The organism is Paenibacillus sp. FSL H8-0537 (genome assembly GCF_038051995.1).
Lineage (GTDB): Bacteria > Bacillota > Bacilli > Paenibacillales > Paenibacillaceae > Pristimantibacillus.
In genome coordinates this window covers 432,950-453,817 of the sequence record NZ_CP150290.1, presented here as the reverse complement: position 1 = coordinate 453,817, position 20,868 = coordinate 432,950, and the positions used below count along the sequence as shown (strand labels likewise).

Sequence of the window (20,868 nt, the reverse complement as noted above, 5' to 3'; positions counted from 1 at the left end):
GAGTAAAGCAACCTTAATGAGGCTGCTTTACTCCTTTTAATTTCCGGAAAACCGACTAATCCAGCTAGCTTTCTTTGAATGACTATTTTTTGATGCTGTCATAAACCGCTTCACAAAGGTCAACCGTAAACTGGCCCGACATGCCTTCCAGTGCAGTATTGCTAAACGCCACGACGCTGAGCCGCTGCTTGGGATCAACGAACCACGAATGACCGTAGGTGCCGTCCATGCGCCATGTGCCCGGTGATTCCGGTGTATTTGCCGCAATGGGATCCTTGAGCAACGTGATGCCTAAACCAAAACCTCGCCCTGGCCAATAAGCCATTGGCAAATCCCCTATCTGATTGGTAGTCAACTCACGAACCAGAGTCTCCGGCAGCAGAGGCGCTCCTCCTTTACGCAAAGTTTCCAGCAGTCGAATAAAGTCCTCGGCTCTGGACTATCATCGGTATATGCAATAGCCAGTCTACCTGGATCCACTGCAATAAAATCGGTGTCGGTCATGCCAATCGGCTTTGTCACTAGGGAATGCACAGCCTCGCTGAGCGTTGATTCCGTTACCTTTGCAATGACTGCTCCCAGCACATCTGTCGCGATGGAATATTTCCACTCGGTGCCTGGTGTATAGAGCAGCGGAACAACACCATGGCCCTCCAACAACTACAGCGCCGCAAGCTCCTCAAGCACCTGGTCAATCGTCTCTTTGGAGATACGGAACATGCCATTTTCGCTGACTTGCTGAAGAGAGAACGGCTTAGCAATGTTTGCCTGTGCGCCGCTGAACAGATTTGGCATATGCCGGCTCACAATGGCAATCGCCCGCTCATCCATCCATATTTCGCTCATCTTCGTCTTGGCGCTGTACTGTGAGCGGAATAAGCCTTCACTTTCATAGGCAAACTGGTACGTACCCGAGCCGGCACGGATAATCAAGCCAGCTGCGGTTTCCTCCGCCGATGCGATGCCCGCTATATTTTCAAGCGAGGTCCCGCCTTCTGTCGTGCCAGCGAGCGTCGCTCCCCGCAAAATAATATCTGCGGTCGTATTCGCCGGAATGACAACCTGAAGCTCAATACGGCTGCCATCCACACGCCAGCCCGACTCGATCCGTCCGTAAACAGAGTCGTAAGAGGCTTTCGCATAGGTCAGCATGGTCGATCCGAACAACGGCTCAATTCGAATATGCTTGAAGGCAGGCTGCGAAGGGTCCATGTCCAGCCCCGCCACCTTGCGGTACATCCAATCGCCGATGGCGCCATAGGAATAATGGTTGAACGAGTTCATGTCGTCGCTCCAGAACGAGCCGTCTGGCTTAATGCTGTCCCAATGCTCCCAAATCGTCGTCGCGCCTTTCGATACCGAATACAGCCAGCCCGGATAGCTCTCTTGCAGCAGCAAGCGAACCGCCGTCGTATGATAGCCGCTGTTCGACAGGGCAAAGCATAAATACGGCGTGCCCACAAAGCCGGTCGTCAGGTGATAGTCATTTTCGACGATCAGGTTGTTTAAGTCCTCCGCTACCCGATCCTTCACACTCTCATCCACCAAGTCGAACATAAGCGCCAATATATGCGCGGTTTGCGTCGGTGAAGCGATACGCCCCCTCTTGGTCATAAACTCGTCGCGGAACGCAGCGATTACGTGGCTGTGCAGCTCGCCATAGCGCTGGGCGTCCTCGTCATGGCCAAGCACCCTCGCTGCATCACGAACAATGCGCGTGGAGTAGGCATAGTAGGCCGTAGCAACCAATGCCGTTGGAGTCGCGCCAATATAGCTGTTCTCCTTCGCATCGAGCGCAAGCCAATCCCCGAAATGAAAGCCGGTATTCCATAAATATTCCTCGCTGCCCTGTGCCCGGATGTACTCGACCCATCGCTTCATGCTTTCATACTGCTCGGAGAGCAGCCGCTCATCACCATAATATTGGTAAACCGTCCATGGGCAAATGACCGCAGCGTCTCCCCAGGCCGCTGAATTGGCTCCGCCAACAATGTCAGGAATAACGAAAGGAATGCCGCCATCCTCATGCTGCTCCGCCTTCAGGTCATGCAGCCATTTTGCAAAAAACGGTGCTCCTTGGAAGTTGAACAACGCCGTGCTAATAAATACTTGCGCGTCTCCCGTCCAGCCCAGCCGTTCATCGCGCTGCGGACAATCCGTCGGCACATCGAGGAAGTTGCCGCGCTGTCCCCAGCGGATATTTTGCTGGAGCTTGTTGATTCGCTCGTCAGAGCATTCGAACTCACCCGATGAAGGCATGTCGGAGTGAATAACCTCGCCTTGGAAAGCATCTGCCGGCAGCGGAACACCTGCCTCCTGACCTGGAAAGCCCTGAACAAGCACATAACGGAAGCCCATAAAGGTAAAATGGGGCGCATAGCTTTCCATGCCGTCGCCTTTCGCGATATAGGTCAGCGTCTGCCTCGCAGGACGCAGATTGCCGAAATAAATATTTCCATCCTTGTCCAGCACCTCTGCATGGCGCAGAACGATTTGCGTTCCTTCCGGCGCTTCGACGGTAAATCTCATGCGCCCGACGATATTTTGACCCAAATCCAGCACATGATCGCCTGCCGGTGTAATAAACGACGAGATCGGCTTGATGACTTCGGTAACGTTAGTCGGCCAGTTTTCTTGTGCTACAAGCTGACTGTATGGCAGATCCAGCACTTGCACAGCCGACCAGCTGCCAGCTGCCAGCTTCGCATCACTTTGAGCTTCCGCTCTATCTGCTCCTCCTGCTCCATCGGCTTCGCTCCAGCCCTGGATTTCCAAGCGCGCATCATACGTCTCACCATGATAAATATTTGAATACTGAATCGCACCAAGCGCCGCTTGCCATGAGCTGTCCGTCGCTATGATCTCTTCCGTGCCATCTACATAACGGATATGGAGCTCCAGCAGCGCGGCTCGGTTGTCGCCGTACATGAAATTTTTGTCTTCAAAGCCTAATCCGCCGCGATACCACCCATCGCCCAGCATAAAGCCAATACCGTTCGCGCCCTCTTTAAGCCCCGCTGTCACATCATACGTCTGATATTGCACACGGGTGTGATAGCTGGTCCAGCCGGGAGCGAGCAAATCATCCGATACTTTGCCGCCATTCAAGTACAGCTCATACACGCCAAGCGCAGTCGCATATACCCGGGCGGACAGGATGCCCACTGGTTTTACATCGAAGGTCTGGCGCAGCAAATAGGCTGGGGCCGCGTCTGCCGCAATAGCAGACGTATCCGGCGTAATCCATTTTGCCTGCCAGTCCGCCCCGCCAGCAAGGGCAAGCTCGAAGGTGCCCTCCTCGCTCCAAGGCGACTCTTCTCCTGCTGTATCCCATACTCTAACCCGGAAGCGATAAGCGGCGCGGGCTGCAAGCGCAGGGCCGCCATAACGAATATGAAGCGATTGCTCGCTTTCGACCCGGCCCGTATCCCAAAGGCTTATCTCGAAGCCGCCCGGTGCCTCCGCCACTTGCAGCTGATAAGCGGCTTGGCGGACTCCTCTGCGCCCTGCTGCTTCCAGCATCCAGCTGAAGCGCGGCTTTGTGATGTCCGTGCCCAGCAGGGCACCTCTATATTCACAGCTTGCGGAATGAACATTTAACATGTAGCTATCCCCTTTTTACTATAGATTAATTAATTTTACGTTAGCCTTTAACCGAACCAGCCGTCATGCCGGATACAATACGCTTGTTAAAAATAATAAAGAGCAGCAGCGGCGGAATCGTAATCAGCAAAATGTTCGTGAACAGCAAATTGTATTGCGTCACATACTGGCTCTGGAAGTTATAGAGCGTCAGCTGCACCGTCACATTGTCCGAGCCCGGTAGAAAATACAGCGGGTTCGTGAAATCATTGAAGATGGTAACCGAGGACAATACGACTACCGTTGCCGTCACAGGCTGGAGCAGCGGCAAAACAATGCCGAAGAACAGTCGAAGGCCGCCAGCGCCGTCAATAACGGCAGCCTCATCCACTTCACGCGGAATGCCGCTCATGAAGCCTTTATAAAGCAGAACCGCGAACGGAAAGCCCAGCGCGACCTCGATTAAAATAAGGCCGATCAACGTTTTGAACAGGCCAAGCCCATCCATGACCCAGATCGTCGGGACAATTGCTGGTGGAATGATAAGCCCGGCAAGAATCAGGAAGTTGAACAAGGGAGATAGCTTTCCTGTCCGGCGCTGCAGCACATAGCCCGCCATGGCGCACAGTACGATCAAAATAGCGATTGAGGCCACCGTCAGCACCGTACTATTGATGAAGGCGCGAACCAGCATGAAATCCCGGGCCATAACGACGGTTTTGATATTTTCCCAATACTGACTATTCGAAGCCCACGACATCGTGAGCAGCGAAGACTCCTTCGCGTCCTTGCCCGAATTGACCAATATGAAGTAGAACGGAATCCAGAACACGACAATCGTAAACAAGACGGCACCGATTTCAAAGCCCCATTGTCTGATCTTTCTCACAGGTCTACCTCCTTGCGGTTCAAATACGTATAGAGCGGGAAGGCAAGCGCTGTCACAACGAGGAACAAAATCACATTGCCCGCAGTAGCGAGGCCATAGAAGCCGCCTTGATACTGCTTGTAAATGATCGACGCGATCAAGTCGGTCGTGAAGCCTGGGCCGCCCTTGGTCATCGCCCACACCAGATCGAAGGAGCGCAGGCCGCCGATGAAGGCTAAAATAATAACCGAGTTCGTAGCTGGACGGCTCAGCGGCACAATAATGTTCCAGAACTTATGCCAGTTGTTGCCGCCGTCGATTTGCAAGGCTTCATAATATTCCGCGGGAATAGACAAAATACCGGCAATGTAAATGACAGTGGCAAAGCCTAAGCCTTTCCACACATCGACCATAGCGACCGACAGCAGAGCGATTCTCGTATCGCCGAGCCAATCTGGCCCCTCAATGCCAATCGCGGCAAGCGCTGTATTAATGACACCTTGTGTCGGGTGCATCATCATGCTGAAGGCAATACCAACAGCAATCGTACTCACCAAGGTTGGGAAAAATATGACAGACCGCAAATAGCTTTTGGTCCGAATTTTCGAGGTTAGCAATACGCCTAGCAGCAGTCCCAGCGCAACCTTGAGCGTACAGGTAACGACCGCGTAGATCAGTGTATTTTTAAAGCCAATGCTTAAGGACTGCTCCTGAAAAAACGTAATAAAATTTTCAAATCCGATATACTCCCAATCCGACAGCGTCCATCTCGTCATACTGAAGAAGAAGGACATAATCGTCGGCAGGATGAAAATAATAAAATAAATGATGGCTGCAGGCAGCAGGAACCAATAGGAGTAGGTTCGTTTAAAAATACTGTTCATCGTTATCACTCCTACACTGTCAAGCGTATATTTTGAAGTAAAGCGGCCCTGCAAGCAGGGCCGAACTTCTCTATCTATTTTTTACTACTATTCAAGCAATAGATTACCAGCCCGCCAGTCCAAGCTGCTTCGCTTGCTTCTCAACATCTTTATCGTAAGCAGCCGCGCCTTCCGCTGCCTTCTTAATGCCTGCGCCAACCTCAACGGTAATTTGCTCCAGGCTCGGTCCTTTAACTGGGGAAACGAACTCAAGCGCAGGCGCCGTTTTTCCCGATTCGAAATACGGCAGCATGTCTTTCACCAGCGTTGGCACATCGTCTGGAATCTTCGCATCCTTGATCAGATAAGGGCCGGTTGGCTTCGAGACCGTAGCCGCAACCTCTGTCCCTTCTACAGAAGCCATGAATGCTAGAAACTGCTTTGCTGCCTCCACATTTTTTGTTTCCTTATAAACGTAGCCTGCTCCCGGCATCCAGACGCTCAATCCGTTTTTCGAGGCATCGTCGCCAGGCTGGGCAAAAAATCCGATATTTTCAATCTCATCCGGGAAGTTCTGCACAAGCGATGGCGATGCGAACGACAGCATTGGATATTGCGCTCCCTTGCCATCAGCAAGCATTTTGAGGCCAGCATCATAAGTTGTCGCCAGCATATCCTTGTTCATAAAGCCTTTATCATAAAGCTCCTGCAGCTTCTCGAAGCTTCTCAGCGCAGCGGGTGTGCCTGCAAAAGTAGCCTTATGGGCGGTAAAATCCTCTGCGAACGTTGGTACCTGTGCCTGTACATTGTAATAATCAGCCAGCACAACGAGCTGCGAGGTCCATGAGTCCTTGTAGGAACCAATGACAGGGGAAATACCTGCCGCTTTAATTTTCTCGCTATTCGCGATCAGCTCAGCCCAAGTCGTCGGCACCTTCAGCCCAAGGTCGGAATAGATCTTCTTATTATAGAACCAACCGCCAGCAATCGTGGAAGAGGTCGGCACCCCATACACTTTTCCATCCACGGCAACCGTCTGCTTGAAGGAATCCACGACGTCCGACATGAACGCTTCATTCGTCAGGTCCAGTATATTTTTCTCTGGAGACAATGCCTGCATTAAAGATCCCGAGTTATAAAAGAAAACGTCCGTCATATCGCCTGTCGCCAGGCGGGTCTTCACAATATTATCGCCTTCGCCGCCGCCCGGCCTTGTTTCCATCTCCACTGTAATGTTCGGATATTTCTTCTGGAAAGCGTCGACGTAAGCATTCGCCAAGTTGACCGTATCCTGCGTATTATCAACCAGCAGCGAGAGCGTTACCTTCTTCTCTGTATTGCCGCCTTCGCCACCAGCCGCCGCATTCGTACCCGTATTGCTGCCGGAATTGCTTCCGCCGCATGCCGCAAGCGTTCCGGTAAGCACAAGTGCAGTTGCCGTCATTGCGAGCGATTTAAGCTTCATATTCTTCATGTTTCGTTCCCCCTCGTTCGTTGTCGCTGATGCTGATAAGTAGCTTTCTATATCCTTATTGTAGAGAGGAAACGCCCTTTATGAAAGCGCTTCATTTTTCAGGTGAGTGTCGGTTTTTTTTAGGTAGGTTCGATGGGTTGAAGCGCAAGGTCACACGGGTGCCCTCTCCTTCGCGGCTCCAAACGGACAGCGAGCTGCCTTGCCCATAAGACAGCAGCAGCCGCTCCTTGACGTTGCGCATGCCGTAGCCCTGCTCTGTCTGGGCGATATCCGCCATACCCACGCCATCATCCTCAACCGTGAAAATCAAATACGGCCCGTCGGTTCCACCGGTCAAGCGAATGGTTCCTTCTCCGACCTTCGGCTCCAGACCATGGTAAATGGCGTTTTCGACCAGCGGCTGCAGCAGCAGCTTCATCATCTCCAGCCCCTTGATTGACTCCTCCACCTCCTCGATATAGTGGAAGCGGTTATTGAACCGAATGTTCTGGATGTTCAAATAATGCTCGATATGCTTCAATTCGTTGTATACGAGAATGGTCTCCTTGCCCTTGTTCAAGCTGAGCTTGAAGCTTTCAGAAAGCGACACTGCCATTTGGGCAACCTCTTTATTATTTTGCAAAATCGCCATCCAATAAATCGAATCCAGCGTGTTGTACAAAAAATGCGGCTTAATCTGCGATTGCAGCGCCCTTAGCTCCGCTTCCCGCTCCTTCAGCTCCGAGTTGATGAGCCGTGCATTCAGCTCCTCATTTTCGTGGGCAATCCTCTTGAACGTCTCACCGATGACGCCGACCTCATCCTGGGCAAATTCCGCCGGAAAATCGCGCTTGCCGAGCGTCCAGTCATTCATCATTTTTTTCAGCCGCAGCAGCGGTCTTGTGATGGTCCCCGATATAAAATAGGAAATGATCAGCGCTGTCACCGCGAAAGCCGCAGCAATAAGCGTCGTCGCCAGGCCAATGTATTGGGTGTGCTTCAGCAGCTCCTTCGATTCAACGAGATGGACAAGCGTCCAGCTTGTCGTCTGATTATAATAAGGATTGACCAGAAAGCCTTCATCCTTCAAGTGGCCGAGCGTCTCCGCAATTGTCCCGCCAGCAAGCGGAACGGTGTCATTATGACTGTATACTGCTTTTGTCGGGCCAGCCCCCTCGCTGAGCACCATGAACGAGCCATTCTCCTTGCTGCCACCGAACACTTTATCAAAAATCGTCTTAGAAACGTTGACCACGAGAATGCCGATTGGCTCGCCGCTCGGGTCCTCTGCATCGCGAAACAGCTTCACACTGGAAAAGGACTTATTCGATTCGTCAAAAATATCAATCGGATAATATACAACCCTTCCCTTGCTCTCATACGCTCCCCTGTACCAATCCGAGCCTGTAATCTTGGCTATTTTATCGCTTCCTTCATACACGCCCGCATCGTCGGAGCGGCCAAAGCAGTAGGTGTGAAACTTCAGATCCAGCAGACAGACCGAGGTCACATAACGCGTATCCGCAAAGCTGCTGCTGATTAAGCGCTGGAGCCGCGAGGAGGTTCTGCCGTTCACCGTATCGGGCTGTATGCCCGGGTTTTCCCCGCTGCTGCGCAGGCTCTGCCGAATGGCATCGTTTACAACAATGGACAGATGAAAATTGTTAATATTCCGAAATAATAGGTCGGCCACCTCGCTGGACGTCCGCAAATGATCCAAATTCGTTTTTTCATTCATATCCGTCAGCGTGTCCTTCGTAATATTGAAGGAAATATAGCCAAGCAGCATAATCGAAGGCACAATGAGCAAAATCATCGCCGCCAGAAACCGGCTTCGGATTTTTTTGAACCGCAGCCATTTCACTAGTCGTTTTTTAGCCATGGCCGTCTTCCTTACGCTCGATAGCATGGGCTTCCCGATAATGCTTAGGCGTCATGCCTACGAGCTTCTTGAACGTTTCCGTAAAATGCCTGTAGTTGAGATAGCCGACCTTCTCACTGACCTCGCCGACCAGCAGCCCTTCTCGCAGCATCACCTTCGCATGCTCCATGCGTTCATGGGTCAAATGCTTAATGTAGGAGATGCCCATCTCTTCTTTGAAAAGCAGGCTGAAATACGTCGCATTCAGGCCAACATGCTCCGCCAGCTCCTGCAAGGAAATGTCCTGCCCAAAGCGAGCCTCCATATAGGCAAGCGCCTTTTCGACCGCCGCATGCTTCGTAGAACGCCTTGCTTCCGTAATCGCCGTCAGCATCGCCTCTACCTTGCCCCGCAGCCAGCGGAACATTTCCTCGCGCGTATGCATAACGCCTAGCTCCTGATGCGCGACCTTGCCGAGGGAGCGAGTATCGCGCCCCGTTTCCTTCAGCACCTCATGGCCTACATAAACGAGCTGCAAAATTTCGCGCTCCGCCTGCTCCGGGTCCAGCTTCTGCTGCCCAACCGACGCCTCGAATTCGTCCAAGGCAGCCAGCAGCCCCTTTTTATCCCCCGTGCGCAAGGAGAAAATGACCGACTCCTCATGCTTCGTCAAGTTGCCAGCCAGCTCATCGCTGCCTTCCATTTGCTCAATGCGAACCAAGCCGCTTTCCTCCAAAAATCGACCGTAGCGGAGCGCTCGCCGTGCTTCCTTGCAGCTTTTTGGGGCTTCTGCAAGCGTTGTATAGGTTCCTCCAGCTGCGAACAGCTCGCAATCTTCACCCTGCAGCATAAGCTGCTCCCATAGCTCATCTGCAGGCAGCTTGAAATGAAGCACCGCTGACAGCCGGTCTGCTCCATTCGTCACCTCAACGATGCGATAGGACGAGCTTTCCACCAGCTCCACACATTCCGAGGAAAAAGCCAGCACCGTAATACCCGCAATAGCTTCCCAATCTGGGCCATAGCTTTGCTTCCATTTGCCTAGCGCACTGTCGCCTGCTAACAGCAAATTCAACGTCGCTTTCTCCAGCAGCTCCTGCTGAGACGCTTCCCATTTGGATTTCATGGAGCTGAACGCTTGCTGTTTGTCGATCCGCTCTATCGCTTTGCGCATCACTTCATCTATTTTCTCTACCGTAACCGGCTTCTCCAAATAATCGACAACCCCAAGCCCAATTGCCCGCATCACATATTCAAATTCATTAAAGCCGCTGAACACGATAAACATCGTATCCCCCGCTTCTTCAGCCACCGTCTCAATGAGCCGCAGTCCGTCCATCCCCGGCATCCGAATATCCGTCAGCACAATGTCTGGGCGCAGCTCGCGGAACATCTCCAGTGCCGATAGGCCATCTCCAGCTGTTCCTACCAGCTCGACGCCATAACGCTGCCAGTCGATCATCTGGCTCAGCCCTTGGCGGACAATATATTCGTCATCAAATACAACCGCTTTCAGCATCTTCCCCATCCTCCCTGCAAAGCACCTTCTAAATCATTCTAGTATACCCGCCTTATTCTCCTTCATCGTAATGGAGAGCCGCTTATTTTCCTACCGTTGTTTATTTCAGGTGATGTCTGTTTTTTTCAGGTGAAAGACAAGGTGAAACGGCCGAAAGCCATCCTTTGGCGGCGCAGCACGTTTCATTCCGAGAAATATATTTAAAAAAAGGCACATCGCAGCATGCTCCGATGTACCCTTTTCATAAATATAAATAGTTACTCATCCTCTTTCAGCAGCTTGTAAAGATAATCGACAGAACGCATCGCGTATTCGAACCGCTGCGGCTCGCCGTCCTTCACCAGCACCAGGCAGGGAACGCTCGTAATTTTCCAAGCCTCGCGCAGCTTGGGCGCGTAATTAATGTTGATTTTATACATCGTCGTTGGCACTTCCGCTGCCTGAACGATGTCCAGCATCCGCTCGGCAACCTTGCAGGTTCCGCAGAAAGGGCTGGAGAACAGCAAAGCATCCTTCCCATTGCCGATTCTTGCCAGACGCAGCCACTCATCCTCTTCGATTTCATAGATTGCCATACGTTCGTCCTTCTTTCCTTGCTCTGGCTGTATATGTGCCTAACGGCACCCGGCCAGCTTCGTTGCCTTCTATTTTAACATAAGACATAGACGAGCAGCCGCCAACATACGTTTTTATAACAACCGTTTTTGGAAAGGATGCGATGAGGCTTGATGGACCTGCTGCTGTTGCTCGGAATGGCGTTTTTTTGGACAATCACCTATCTGCTAATTATTTATCAAGGCTTTAAGGACCGCACCTGCGGCATGCCTTTGGCTGCACTCTGCGCCAACCTGACGTGGGAGCTACTGTTTGGCTTTCTCATTCCCTTCAATCCGCTTCAGCAAATCATTACAATCGTCTGGTTCGCGCTTGACATCATCATTTTGCTGCAATTTTTGTATTACACCCGCAATAACTATTCACCGAAAAAAATAGCGGTCATCGTCAGCGCTCTGCTCGTTACCGCGTTTCTGCTGCATTACGGCGTCTCGGTCGAATTTCATGACCCGGAGGGCAAATATACCGCCTTTGGCATCAATCTGATGATGTCGATCCTGTTTATTCAAATGCTGTTCCAGAAGGACCTGCTAGGGCAGTCCCGTTTTATTGCTTGGGCGAAAATGCTCGGCACCCTATGCGCCTCCGTGCTCAGCTACAAGCTCTATCCTGATTCGCTGCTGCTGATGATCATGTACGTCCTCATTTTCCTTTTTGATGTTGGTTATATTTTACTCGTGCAAAGCCGCTCGGTGAAAATCGTACAGCGCCCCGGCGCAAAACAGGGCAATACGCAGCAGATTGTTACCTAGCACAGTAGAAATCATCTACTTGTCTTGTTTTATTTGTTCCTTGAACATCCTGAGGTTTTCAACGATTTCTGCCGAATGAGTACGATATAAATAGTGATCCGCTTCAAATAACACTATTTTTCCATGAACAGAATTCTTAATTTGCTTCTCATGCTCTGGTATCCATCTATCCGTTACGGGATGATTCGCTTGGATAAAGAAAATAACGGGAAGAGCTTTTGGGAAGGTTAATTGTTCTGCTGCTTCAAAATTAGCATACATATTTCCGGCCTCATTTAATTGATTGGCATTATAAATGTTTTTGCGAATGAGTATTTTTAATTGTTCTTTTGTTTGATCATCATAGGGTAATTCAGCATAAGGGTCATCGCCTAATTTCAATTGCAATCTGGCGAAGCCTGATTCTCTGAGCAGGCTAAGCGTCTTTAATATGGAGGGCCCTATCTTCTGCTCTTTCAGCGCCGGGACACTGCTGTCGAGCCCGACAAATGCGCTCACTTCGCTTGGATATTTGTTCACATAGTCTAAGCTGTATAATCCTGAAATGGAGTGGCCCATTAAAATATAACGATTGATTTGAAGACTCTGCAGCACTTCATGAATTTCACTTACAATATTGTCTATGCTTCGTTCCTTGTCGGTTAGATCACTTAATCCATAACCAAATGGCTCAACTACGACGACTTTGTAATAGGGTGACAGTTGTTCAATTAGCGGCTTAAAATCAAGTGCTGGCGACGCTGTCCCATAACCCGGAAGGAGCACAATGGTTTCTTCTCCTTCTCCATGAGTCGATACATTCATATATTTTCCATCTACAGTTACAGACTGGCCATAAGGTAATAATTTCGCTTGCTCTGATTTGCTGCTGAACAGATCAACGAAAAAAACGACGGCTATAAAAACAACAATGGCTATAACTACGATTGCTAATCCTTTAAGTAAATGGCGAAGCCATTTTTTCATTCTGCTGGCTGGCTTTTTATCTGCTGCTGTATCCTGCTCCATGTTGCTTACCTCTCGTCTTTCCACTTGCATCTTCTCCTATCGTCATCTTTTTATTGGGCTGCCTTTAAGATTCGTTAAGGAGAGCTTACACGAAGAAGATGTACTCTACATGCCAGCAGGATGAACGGAGTATGAACGAGCACAAAAAAGCCTGCGTCATTATAGGCAAGGAAGCTTGCACCGGATGACGCAGGCATGGGAGAAGTGAGGTGACCGCTTTAGGATAACGGATAAGCCCCTTATTCAGTCAGCGTTGTGATGGGCAAGGTGATGATGAAGGTGGTTCCCTGACCCGGTTCGCTTTCCACTCGGATATCGCCTTGATGAAGCGAAATGATCTGTTTAACGATGGCCAGCCCCATACCGCTGCCTTCATATTTTCGACTGTGAGAACGATCAGCTTTAAAGAAACGCTCGAATATTTGCTTCTGATCCTCTAGCGAAATACCAATACCGTTGTCTGATATTCGGACGGTAAATTGTTTGCTGTCTTGTTTGATGCTGACTTTAATTATGCCGCTATCCTTGGAAAATTTGATGCTATTGCCAATGATATTGGTCCATACCTGATTTAGCTGATCATGATCAGCCGTTAGCATAGCTGGCTTCAAATTAAGCTCAAAATGGATGCTGCGCGCCGACCATTGCGGCTGGATCGCGACGATAACTCGCCTTATCTGTTCATCAAGACTGAGCGTTGCCAGCTGCAGCTGCTGTGACTGTGATTCGAGCAAGCTTAGCTTGAGCAGATTATCGCTCATCTTGGACATTCGCTTCGCTTCATTGATAATAATATCGAGATAACGGCTGCGCTCATTAGCTTCAACGCCTTCTTGCTTGAGCGCTATAGCATACCCGGATATCGAGGTGAGCGGCGATTGCACCTCATGCGACACGTTCGTTACGAATTCCCTGCGCATCTGCTCCAGCCGCTGCAGATCATGCATCATTTCTTCGAAGCTGCGAGCCAACGCACCTAATTCACCCGTCTGCTTAATATTCAGCTTGACGTTGAAGTCTCCAGCTGCTATCCGCTTGGTCGCTTTTGTCAGCTTGTTAATCGGCCTTATGATGAAAAAGGAGGCAATTAGAACAAATAAGCTTCCTGTAATTAACGAATACGCTGCAATATTTAGTCCCCATTTTATGACAAATGCGGTGGATGGAGGGGAGAGCGTCTCCACAAACATCGCTTTCATTCCCATATCTGTGTTCAATGGAAATCCAATGTAGGTAACCGTAACACCATCCTTATTGCTTTGAACTCCTTCTCCATCTAATACATTTTGTACTTGCTCCACAGGTATAACAGCAGGCTTGTGTCCGCCCAGCGCTCCGAAGGACTGGAATCTGTCCGTCGCCTCATAAATTCGGATATGAAAGGAATTAAGCTGCTTCAGTTTACTTACTAATTCGTCCGCTTCACGTGACGGAATGGTCTCGTAGATCGAGGTGATGTCCTGTCCAAAATTACGCAAAAGAATTTGCGAGTTTTCGTTTAATTGATCTTCAAATAACCAAGTTGCTGCCAAAAAAGCAATGATCGTGCTCCCAATCACGGACACTAAAAATATCAGGACTACACGTGTATATAAGGATTTAATCATTTTGGCACCTCAAGTCGATAGCCAAGCCCACGAACCGTTTCGAGTTGAAAAATAGTAAGCATCCGATCCCTCTTTCCCTGTTTCGCATCCTACTTCAGTAGTAATCATTATACTACTACAGCAAGGAGATTTAATAATTGGATTTAGGCGCCTTTCCGACTGAAGCAACTCCTTGCTAAAATCCAGCCCGCTTTGCCACGGCATGAGGAATTCGATGTTGGCATTGAAGGAGACGAGCTCATTTGACGATACCTATCCCCGATCGAGGCGATTTAGTATGGCTGGATTTTGATCCCCAAGCTGGTCATGAGAAAGCCGAGTATGAGAAGGCTGGGAGAAGACCCGCTCTTGTATTGTCTGAAGCTGATTTTAACGAAAGGACAGGCTTTGCCGTCGTCTGTCCCATTACAAGCCAAATCAAAGAATATCCGTTTGAAGTCGCGTTGCCTGGCGGTCTTGCCTTCTCTGGAGTTGTCCTGACCGATCAAATGAAAAGTCTCGACGTGCAGAAACGGAAAATTAAAATTATGGGCAGCGTCCCTGTAGATTCTCCCTTCATGAAAGCTGTGCTGCGCAACACGCGCTCTATACTGGCCTAAAACATATATAACCATCAATCGCCGCGCCCCTAACCATTAGGAGCACGGCGATTTCGTTTGAATAAGCGATTTGCCAACTCTATTTTTATTCGCGTATAGTTAGGGTTAGAAACATGGTGAGCGAACAAGAGCAGTATACTCGTGCACTCGGTCAGCTCCGCTCAATGATTCTCCATTTTGAAGGACTGACCTTCCGCTATTTCAGCGATTTACATGCTTATAGCTGCTGCGCGGACAGAGAAGCCGTTATGCCGCCTCCTATCGCTTTAAAAAGGAGGAATAGGGCTGATTAGCGGTTTCTGAGTCCACCAACATGGCCAAAAACCGTTTTTGCAGGGAATAACGGCTTCTGTGTCCGCCAAAATTCCTATGAATCCAAATACATAAAAATGGTTAACCATAATTGCCTATACCTCGCACTTTTTGAAGAATGGAAGCGGAATGAAGCTAACCAACAAGCCCGCCTTCAAGAAATGACTCAGGAGATTGATTCGAATGATGCCTATAGATAAACAGAACGAGCGAAAAAAAAACGACGCACTCCAGCAGCTTCCCACGCTGCCGATTTCGGAGTGGCGAAAATGGCTGCTGCAATGCTTGGAGCCGCTGGCCGCACAAACGAGAAACAGCGACTATGCCGGCCGCGCAGCTGAGCTTATTCAGCAATCGCGGCCAGCTTTTTCCCCTGCGATGAAATGCCTGTTCGAGCTGCACAGCTTCCTGTTTATTATGGAGCAGCTGCATACGGGCACGTTCGTCGGCTACCATACGCGAGTCGCGATGGAGGATGTGCAGGGCAGCATCAGCAAGCTGTTCGAGCAGTCGCCGGCGCTCGCTGATGCCGAGCCAGCGTTTTGGGACCGCCTGGCGGAAACCGTGGCGGATTTGCGTGGAAGACTGCTCGCGGAGGAGCGGTATGCGGATTATTTTTCACCTGTGTATTATGCGCTTTGGAGAAAATGGCTCTATCCGCGCCTGCCGGGCAGCCCGCTGCTTGCAGAGGAGCTTGCACATTTGGAGGCGCTGAAGCCCCAGCAGAAAATCGCCCAGACCCGCTATCAATGGATGTTCGCCAAATGCTGGCTGTGCTTTCTGCTAGGCCGCGACGAGGAGGCGCAAGTGCTGTTAACCGCGCTGGGCCGCAAATCCAAGCTGCGCATTCATGATTATTATGCCCTGCTGGATGAGCTGGAGCAGCGCAAGGAGTGGCATCGCCTGCTCCACTGGCTGAAGCAAACGGCGAGCTTGCTGGCGGATCATCATGGCGTGCATTTGAATGCTTTTTTTGCCTATTGGGATGCGGTGCTAGCGGAAATGCCTCAGGAGGAGGAAGCGATGTGGGAGCAGTTGCTGCTCCTGCTGCCCGCCTCGCGCTCCATCTATGCAGACAAGCTTCATCATTATGAAAAATGGCAGGAGTGGATCGACTACCAGCTCAGCGAGGGCATCGACCCGCTGTATTATCGCGTCGCCATGTTCGCTCCAATCGAGAAGCATGCGCCTGAGCTGCTGCTTCCCTTCTATCATCAAGCCGCCGAGCGTTATGTGCTGCTGAAAAACAGGGACGGCTATAAGTCGGCGGTCAAGCTGCTGAAACGATTAGCGAAGCTGTATAAAAAACGCAAGGACGAGGCGGGCTGGGAAACGTTCATCACCGCTTTCGCTGGGCGCTACAGCCGCTTGCGGGCTTTACAGGAAGAGCTGCGAAAGGGGAAATTGCTGTCATGAGCACAGAGCTGACGAAGAGCCCTTTATGGACGACGATAACGGTACATTTGGCTTTAACCGATTTTGGCGATGCGCTGCTGTATGCGGTGGACGACCGCCAGGATCTGCTTTCCGGCGTTCGCCTCAAGCAAAGCCTATTCGCTTGGCATGCGGCCACCACCTATGGGACAGACCTTGAAATTCGGCAAATGGAGCAGGTAGAGCTGGTCGTGCTTCCTGCTGAGCATGTGCTCCCCTTCTTTGCCGAGCAGCACCTGCTGGCGCATATTCATTGGGAATGGGACGAGCAGTCGACTGCGCTCATCCGGCTCGCGCCATTGCTCCGCGAGCACACGGAGGCTAAGCGCTACTTGCCGAGCCACTCCGCATGGCGGGCCGGGCAGCTGCAATGGGTGTGGGACGGCTCTGCTTCGGCGGAGCTGGCAAGCGAGCTTGCGCTTGCTGAGGAGAAAGTGAAGGACGGTCGCCTGTCGAACGGCTTTCTGGGCATGCTGGAGGCCGCCTTCTCAGCGGCGGTGTTCCAGCGCTATTATAACAGTGAAGCAGCTTCCGCCGATTTGCGCGCGGAATATCCGCTGCTGTTCGTGAAGGAGAAGGCGATCTTCGCTGGCCTTGATCCGTCCGGCTGGCTGATGGCCGTCGGCTGGAAGGCAGACCATGCGCCGTTCCGCCCTATGCTGCAGCTGCTTGAGCCGGGCGAGGAAACCGATGAGGCATGGCAGCTGCGGCTCGTCCTGCAGGACAAGCTGGACCCGTCGGTGCTGCGGCCCGTGAGGCTGTCGCAGCATGGCGATGTCGCCGGCGAGGTTCCGGCGGCTTGGGTTCATGCTGTGCAGGGTCGATCCGCCGGATGGCTGGATCATCTGCGCGCCAGTCTGCCTGACGAGCATTTGGCAGGCGAGAAATACGATGTGCTGAGAGTGCCGCTCAGCAGCGATACGGTTTGGCGTTTCCTGACGGTGGGCAGCAACCGTCTGCTCGAGGCGGGCTGGCAGGTGCTGCTCCCCGCCTGGTGGGAAAGCGCCCGCCGCAAAAAGCCTAAGCTGCGCGCCAAGGTCAAGGAAGAGGAAAACCCGGCGAAGGGCCGCTCCTTCTTCGGACTCGACGCCATTATCGAATTTGATTGGCGCGTATCCGTCGGCGATCTCACCCTTACGGAAGCGGAGTTCGCGGAGCTGCTCGCCCGTCAGGAGCGGCTGCTGCAATTCCGCGGGCAGTGGGTGACGCTCGATCCCGGCCTTCTGGAGCAAATCAGCAAAATGATGAAGGGCATGAACAGCGCCCAAGGGCTCTCCTTCCAGGATGTGCTTCAGCTGCATCTGCTTTCGCGGAAGGACTACTTCGCCCGCAAGGAAGAAGATGCAGAGGCATCGGCGGATGAGGCCGAGGATGAGAACGAGCAGCTGCGGCTAGAAGTCGAGCTGAATAGCTATATGCAGGAGATGATGGATCAGCTCGTGCAGCAAAAAGAGGCGCCACCTCTCCCCGTTCCTGCGGGCTTGCAAGCGACACTGCGCGCTTATCAGCAGGAGGGCTACTCGTGGCTTGCTTTTATGCGCCAGCTTGGGCTTGGCGCTTGTCTCGCCGATGATATGGGCCTCGGCAAGACGGTGCAGCTCATCGCCTACCTGATGCAGATGAAGGAAACGGGCGGCGCTGGCCGTGCAGCCGCACTCATCATTTGCCCGACCTCGGTGCTCGGCAACTGGCAGAAGGAAATTAGCCGCTTCGCACCATCACTAAACGTCATGCTGCATTACAGCAGCAAACGGCTGACGGGCGACGCTTTCTACGAAGCCGCCAGCGCGGCGGATGTTATACTCACATCGTTCGCGACCTCCATGCTCGATCAAGAGCTGCTGCAGGGCCGCACATGGGAAGCGATTTGCCTCGATGAGGCGCAAAATATTAAAAATGCGCAGACGAAGCAGGCCGCCGCCATTCGCAGTCTGCCTGCCAAGCATCGCATTGCGCTGACCGGAACGCCGATTGAAAATCGGCTGAGCGAGCTGTGGTCGATCTACGATTTTATGAATCCCGGCTTTCTCGGAAGTGCGCAGGGCTTTCAGAAGCGCTTCGCTACGCCAATCGAGCAGGAGCAGGACCCGGAGCGCATTGTCGATTTGCAGCGGCTGGTCAAGCCGTTTATGCTGCGCCGCAAAAAGAAAGATCCGGCGATTCAGCTCGATCTGCCAGATAAGAACGAGATGAAAACGTATGTTCATCTCACCGCCGAGCAAGGCGCACTTTATACGCAAACCGTCAACGAGCTGATGGCTAAGGTGCAGCGGGTGGAGGGCAACAAGCGCCGAGGCGCGATTTTGTCCGTGCTGACGCAGCTCAAGCAGATTTGCAATCATCCCGCTCTGCTGGAGGATGGAATGCCGCTAGAGGTAATGGAAGCGGAAATCGCCAGCGGCACGACCGGCACCGAGGCTGCAATGGAGTCGCTAATCAGCCGATCATCCAAGCTGGAGCGGCTGATGGCGATGGTGAAGGAGCTGCGAGCCGAAGGCGAGCGCTGCCTTATTTTTACGCAATATATCGGCATGGGCCAGCTGCTGCAAGGCGTTCTGGAGCGGGAGCTTCAAGAACGGGTTCTTTACTTGAACGGCAGCACAACCAAACTAACTCGCGACCGAATGATCGAGCGTTTTCAGTCCAGTACGCTGCCTGCGGATGAGCAGCCGAACGTCTTTATTTTGTCGATTAAAGCGGGCGGGGTCGGCCTTAATCTGACGGCGGCGAATCACGTGTTCCATTTCGATCGCTGGTGGAATCCCGCCGTGGAAAATCAGGCGACCGACCGCGCCTACCGCATGGGGCAAACCCGCGACGTTCAGGTGCACAAGTTCATTGCGCTCGGCACGCTGGAGGAACGTATCGACGAAATGCTGGAATCAAAGCAGAAGCTGAGCGAAAATGTCATATCCAGCAGCTCCGAGACGTGGATTACGGAGCTCGACAACGCTGCGCTCCAGCAGCTCGTTACGCTGAAACAGGACTGGGCTGGTGAAGCTTAGGCGGCTTCACGCCGCCAGCACCATGGACGGACAGTAGCCAAGATGCTGGATGGGCCGCTTTTATGCTAAACTGGTTGTACCTAAAACAATTTAGCCGGAATGACGGAAAGGCGGGAATATGATGGAGTATGCGTTTGTAATTGAACCGCAAAATTACCAGCCCTTTGAGAATGATGAGGAACAGGTAGAGAAATGCCAGGAGTGGGGCTTGCTCTCAGGGAAAGCCAGCAAAACAAAAACCTTTTATTATAAAGGCCACGGTCTGAATATCGTTTGCAGCATCATCGGTTTCGTCGATAAAATGACCGCCGTCATACAGCTGGGCAACGATCAGCTGCACTGCATCCACCCTTCGTATTTGAAAGAAATGCAAGCGGCAAGTTATGGCGCGAAGCATGCGGCTGGTATTGAGGCTGACGAGACTAGCGAGGAAACTGCAAATAATGAAACAGAAGCTGTTAAAGCCCAAAATGCAGAAAACGGCACTAACGTTAGCAGCGATTCCACAGCTACTGGCGAGAGTGATATCGGCCCTGCCAAGACGGTCGAGGAAATGCTTGCGGAAGCAGGCTTTGCTATCGATTCGGTCGAAAGTGCAGCAGCGATTCCAGAAGCAGTAGAGGAAACGGCCCATTCCAGCGATAGTGACAAGGCTGAGCAAACGGAAGAAAAGCCGAAAAGCAAAGCCAAAAAAGAAAAAGCGCCGAAGCTTGAGCTGCCGGAGGATAAGGTGAAAATGATCGCGACCGTTAAGGAGTTTACGACGGTGCCGAACCATTTTTCCGATAATGATGATGAGGTTGTCATTTATGAGGCCTTGTCTATCATGGAACAAGGGACACTTGTGGGTGAAGCCTGGTCCAGCCACAGCGCCACGCTCAAAAAGCAGGAGCTGGAAATTGGCGATGTCATCACCTTCGAGGCTAAAATCGTTGCCAAAAAGCTGACCAAGCATCCCGTCGCTTACAAAATCAACAACCCGGCGAAAATTAAAAAAGAAGAGGCTTGATTCTAATTTCCACAGCAACACAGCCTACTTAAATATGCGGACGCAAAAACAGAGCTCCTATGAGCTCTGTTTCCCTTTTTACCTATAAAATGATTATTATGCTTTAATTTGACGGCCTTCCGAATCTTTGAATGCGCCGCAAACAATCATAATAAAATCAATGAGCGTCCAAAGTCCAAAACCACCCACTGTCAAAATCATCAAAATGCCTGTACCCACTTTTCCCGTATAAAAACGGTGAACTCCGAAAGACCCCAAAAAGAAACATAATAATAATGCTGCAACAAAAGATTTATCACTCTTTACCACTTGTAAATCCCTCCATTATATATTCTACTCTTCCATTATCGGCATTTGGTCAGAAATTCTTTACATATAACA

15 protein-coding genes and 1 pseudogene are annotated in these 20,868 nt (G+C 51.4%); 5 read left to right on the top strand and 11 right to left on the bottom strand.

Annotation, left to right across the window (positions count from 1 at the left end; translation table 11 throughout):
- Positions 1–82 precede the first annotated feature (82 nt).
- The 8 genes and pseudogenes from MHB80_RS01895 to MHB80_RS01860 all read right to left on the bottom strand — a co-directional run bounded on the left by MHB80_RS01895 (position 83) and on the right by MHB80_RS01860 (position 10,721).
- Positions 83–585 (bottom strand): annotated as a pseudogene (locus tag MHB80_RS01895) (serine hydrolase domain-containing protein).
- A 75-nt stretch (positions 586–660) separates the two neighbouring features.
- Positions 661–3,603, bottom strand: a complete 2,943-nt coding sequence (locus tag MHB80_RS01890; RefSeq protein ID WP_341280577.1) for a family 78 glycoside hydrolase catalytic domain — start codon at positions 3,601–3,603, stop codon at positions 661–663.
- Positions 3,604–3,643: 40 nt separating this feature from the next.
- Positions 3,644–4,471 carry a carbohydrate ABC transporter permease gene (locus MHB80_RS01885; protein ID WP_341280576.1) on the bottom strand — a complete coding sequence of 276 codons (828 nt, stop codon included), beginning with the start codon at positions 4,469–4,471 and terminating at the stop codon, positions 3,644–3,646.
- Positions 4,468–5,334: a sugar ABC transporter permease gene (locus MHB80_RS01880; protein ID WP_341280575.1), complete on the bottom strand. Its 867-nt coding sequence runs from the start codon at positions 5,332–5,334 to the stop codon at positions 4,468–4,470. The genes MHB80_RS01885 and MHB80_RS01880 overlap by 4 nt, the downstream gene beginning before the upstream one ends.
- A 103-nt stretch (positions 5,335–5,437) precedes the next feature.
- Positions 5,438–6,787 (bottom strand): extracellular solute-binding protein, encoded by a 1,350-nt coding sequence (locus tag MHB80_RS01875; RefSeq protein WP_341280574.1) that lies wholly within the window; start codon positions 6,785–6,787, stop codon positions 5,438–5,440.
- A 91-nt stretch (positions 6,788–6,878) separates the two neighbouring features.
- Entirely contained in the window at positions 6,879–8,648 is a 1,770-nt protein-coding gene (locus MHB80_RS01870; RefSeq protein ID WP_341280573.1) for a sensor histidine kinase, read from the bottom strand.
- Positions 8,641–10,146, bottom strand: coding sequence for a response regulator (locus tag MHB80_RS01865; protein WP_341280572.1), 1,506 nt, complete (start codon positions 10,144–10,146; stop codon positions 8,641–8,643). The genes MHB80_RS01870 and MHB80_RS01865 overlap by 8 nt, the downstream gene beginning before the upstream one ends.
- 257 nt (positions 10,147–10,403) lie before the next feature.
- Positions 10,404–10,721, bottom strand: coding sequence for a thioredoxin family protein (locus MHB80_RS01860; RefSeq protein ID WP_056032253.1), 318 nt, complete (start codon positions 10,719–10,721; stop codon positions 10,404–10,406).
- A 153-nt stretch (positions 10,722–10,874) separates the two neighbouring features.
- Here MHB80_RS01860 and MHB80_RS01855 point away from each other — a divergent pair, with 153 nt between their 5' ends.
- The gene (locus MHB80_RS01855) at positions 10,875–11,513 is read left to right on the top strand and encodes a hypothetical protein (protein WP_341280571.1); all 639 of its coding nucleotides are present in this window, start codon (positions 10,875–10,877) and stop codon (positions 11,511–11,513) included.
- A 15-nt stretch (positions 11,514–11,528) separates the two neighbouring features.
- Here the strand turns inward: MHB80_RS01855 and MHB80_RS01850 are convergent, their stop codons facing one another.
- Together MHB80_RS01850 and MHB80_RS01845 are read right to left on the bottom strand one after the other, a co-directional pair.
- Positions 11,529–12,521, bottom strand: coding sequence for an alpha/beta hydrolase (locus tag MHB80_RS01850; protein WP_341280570.1), 993 nt, complete (start codon positions 12,519–12,521; stop codon positions 11,529–11,531).
- A gap of 239 nt (positions 12,522–12,760) precedes the next feature.
- Complete coding sequence (locus tag MHB80_RS01845; RefSeq protein WP_341280569.1) at positions 12,761–14,128, bottom strand: HAMP domain-containing sensor histidine kinase; 1,368 nt, start codon at positions 14,126–14,128, stop codon at positions 12,761–12,763.
- A 248-nt stretch (positions 14,129–14,376) separates the two neighbouring features.
- On the opposite strand from MHB80_RS01845, the gene MHB80_RS01840 reads away from it, so the two are divergent.
- The 4 genes from MHB80_RS01840 (at position 14,377) to MHB80_RS01825 (ending at position 20,487) form a co-directional block, all read left to right on the top strand.
- A complete protein-coding gene (locus MHB80_RS01840; RefSeq protein ID WP_341282831.1) occupies positions 14,377–14,727 on the top strand; it encodes a type II toxin-antitoxin system PemK/MazF family toxin in 351 nt (116 codons plus the stop codon).
- Positions 14,728–15,222: 495 nt separating this feature from the next.
- Positions 15,223–16,455: a hypothetical protein gene (locus tag MHB80_RS01835; RefSeq protein ID WP_341280568.1), complete on the top strand. Its 1,233-nt coding sequence runs from the start codon at positions 15,223–15,225 to the stop codon at positions 16,453–16,455.
- The gene (locus MHB80_RS01830) at positions 16,452–19,478 is read left to right on the top strand and encodes a DEAD/DEAH box helicase (protein ID WP_341280567.1); all 3,027 of its coding nucleotides are present in this window, start codon (positions 16,452–16,454) and stop codon (positions 19,476–19,478) included. The genes MHB80_RS01835 and MHB80_RS01830 overlap by 4 nt, the downstream gene beginning before the upstream one ends.
- A gap of 121 nt (positions 19,479–19,599) precedes the next feature.
- Entirely contained in the window at positions 19,600–20,487 is an 888-nt protein-coding gene (locus MHB80_RS01825; protein ID WP_341282830.1) for a hypothetical protein, read from the top strand.
- A gap of 96 nt (positions 20,488–20,583) precedes the next feature.
- On the opposite strand, the gene MHB80_RS01820 is transcribed toward MHB80_RS01825, so the two are convergent.
- Positions 20,584–20,796 (bottom strand): TM2 domain-containing protein, encoded by a 213-nt coding sequence (locus tag MHB80_RS01820; RefSeq protein ID WP_341280566.1) that lies wholly within the window; start codon positions 20,794–20,796, stop codon positions 20,584–20,586.
- Positions 20,797–20,868: the final 72 nt, after the last annotated feature.

Bases quoted from the DNA above. Each gene is read 5' to 3' on its own strand.
- MHB80_RS01890 (WP_341280577.1), bottom strand. From the start codon at position 3,603: ATGTTAAATGTTCATTCCGCAAGCTGTGAATATAGAGGTGCCCTGCTG.
- MHB80_RS01880 (WP_341280575.1), bottom strand. From the start codon at position 5,334: ATGAACAGTATTTTTAAACGAACCTACTCCTATTGGTTCCTGCTGCCT.
- MHB80_RS01875 (WP_341280574.1), bottom strand. From the start codon at position 6,787: ATGAAGAATATGAAGCTTAAATCGCTCGCAATGACGGCAACTGCACTT.
- MHB80_RS01870 (WP_341280573.1), bottom strand. From the start codon at position 8,648: ATGGCTAAAAAACGACTAGTGAAATGGCTGCGGTTCAAAAAAATCCGA.
- MHB80_RS01865 (WP_341280572.1), bottom strand. From the start codon at position 10,146: ATGCTGAAAGCGGTTGTATTTGATGACGAATATATTGTCCGCCAAGGG.
- MHB80_RS01860 (WP_056032253.1), bottom strand. From the start codon at position 10,721: ATGGCAATCTATGAAATCGAAGAGGATGAGTGGCTGCGTCTGGCAAGA.
- MHB80_RS01855 (WP_341280571.1), top strand. From the start codon at position 10,875: ATGGACCTGCTGCTGTTGCTCGGAATGGCGTTTTTTTGGACAATCACC.
- MHB80_RS01850 (WP_341280570.1), bottom strand. From the start codon at position 12,521: ATGGAGCAGGATACAGCAGCAGATAAAAAGCCAGCCAGCAGAATGAAA.
- MHB80_RS01845 (WP_341280569.1), bottom strand. From the start codon at position 14,128: ATGATTAAATCCTTATATACACGTGTAGTCCTGATATTTTTAGTGTCC.
- MHB80_RS01835 (WP_341280568.1), top strand. From the start codon at position 15,223: ATGATGCCTATAGATAAACAGAACGAGCGAAAAAAAAACGACGCACTC.
- MHB80_RS01830 (WP_341280567.1), top strand. From the start codon at position 16,452: ATGAGCACAGAGCTGACGAAGAGCCCTTTATGGACGACGATAACGGTA.
- MHB80_RS01825 (WP_341282830.1), top strand. From the start codon at position 19,600: ATGGAGTATGCGTTTGTAATTGAACCGCAAAATTACCAGCCCTTTGAG.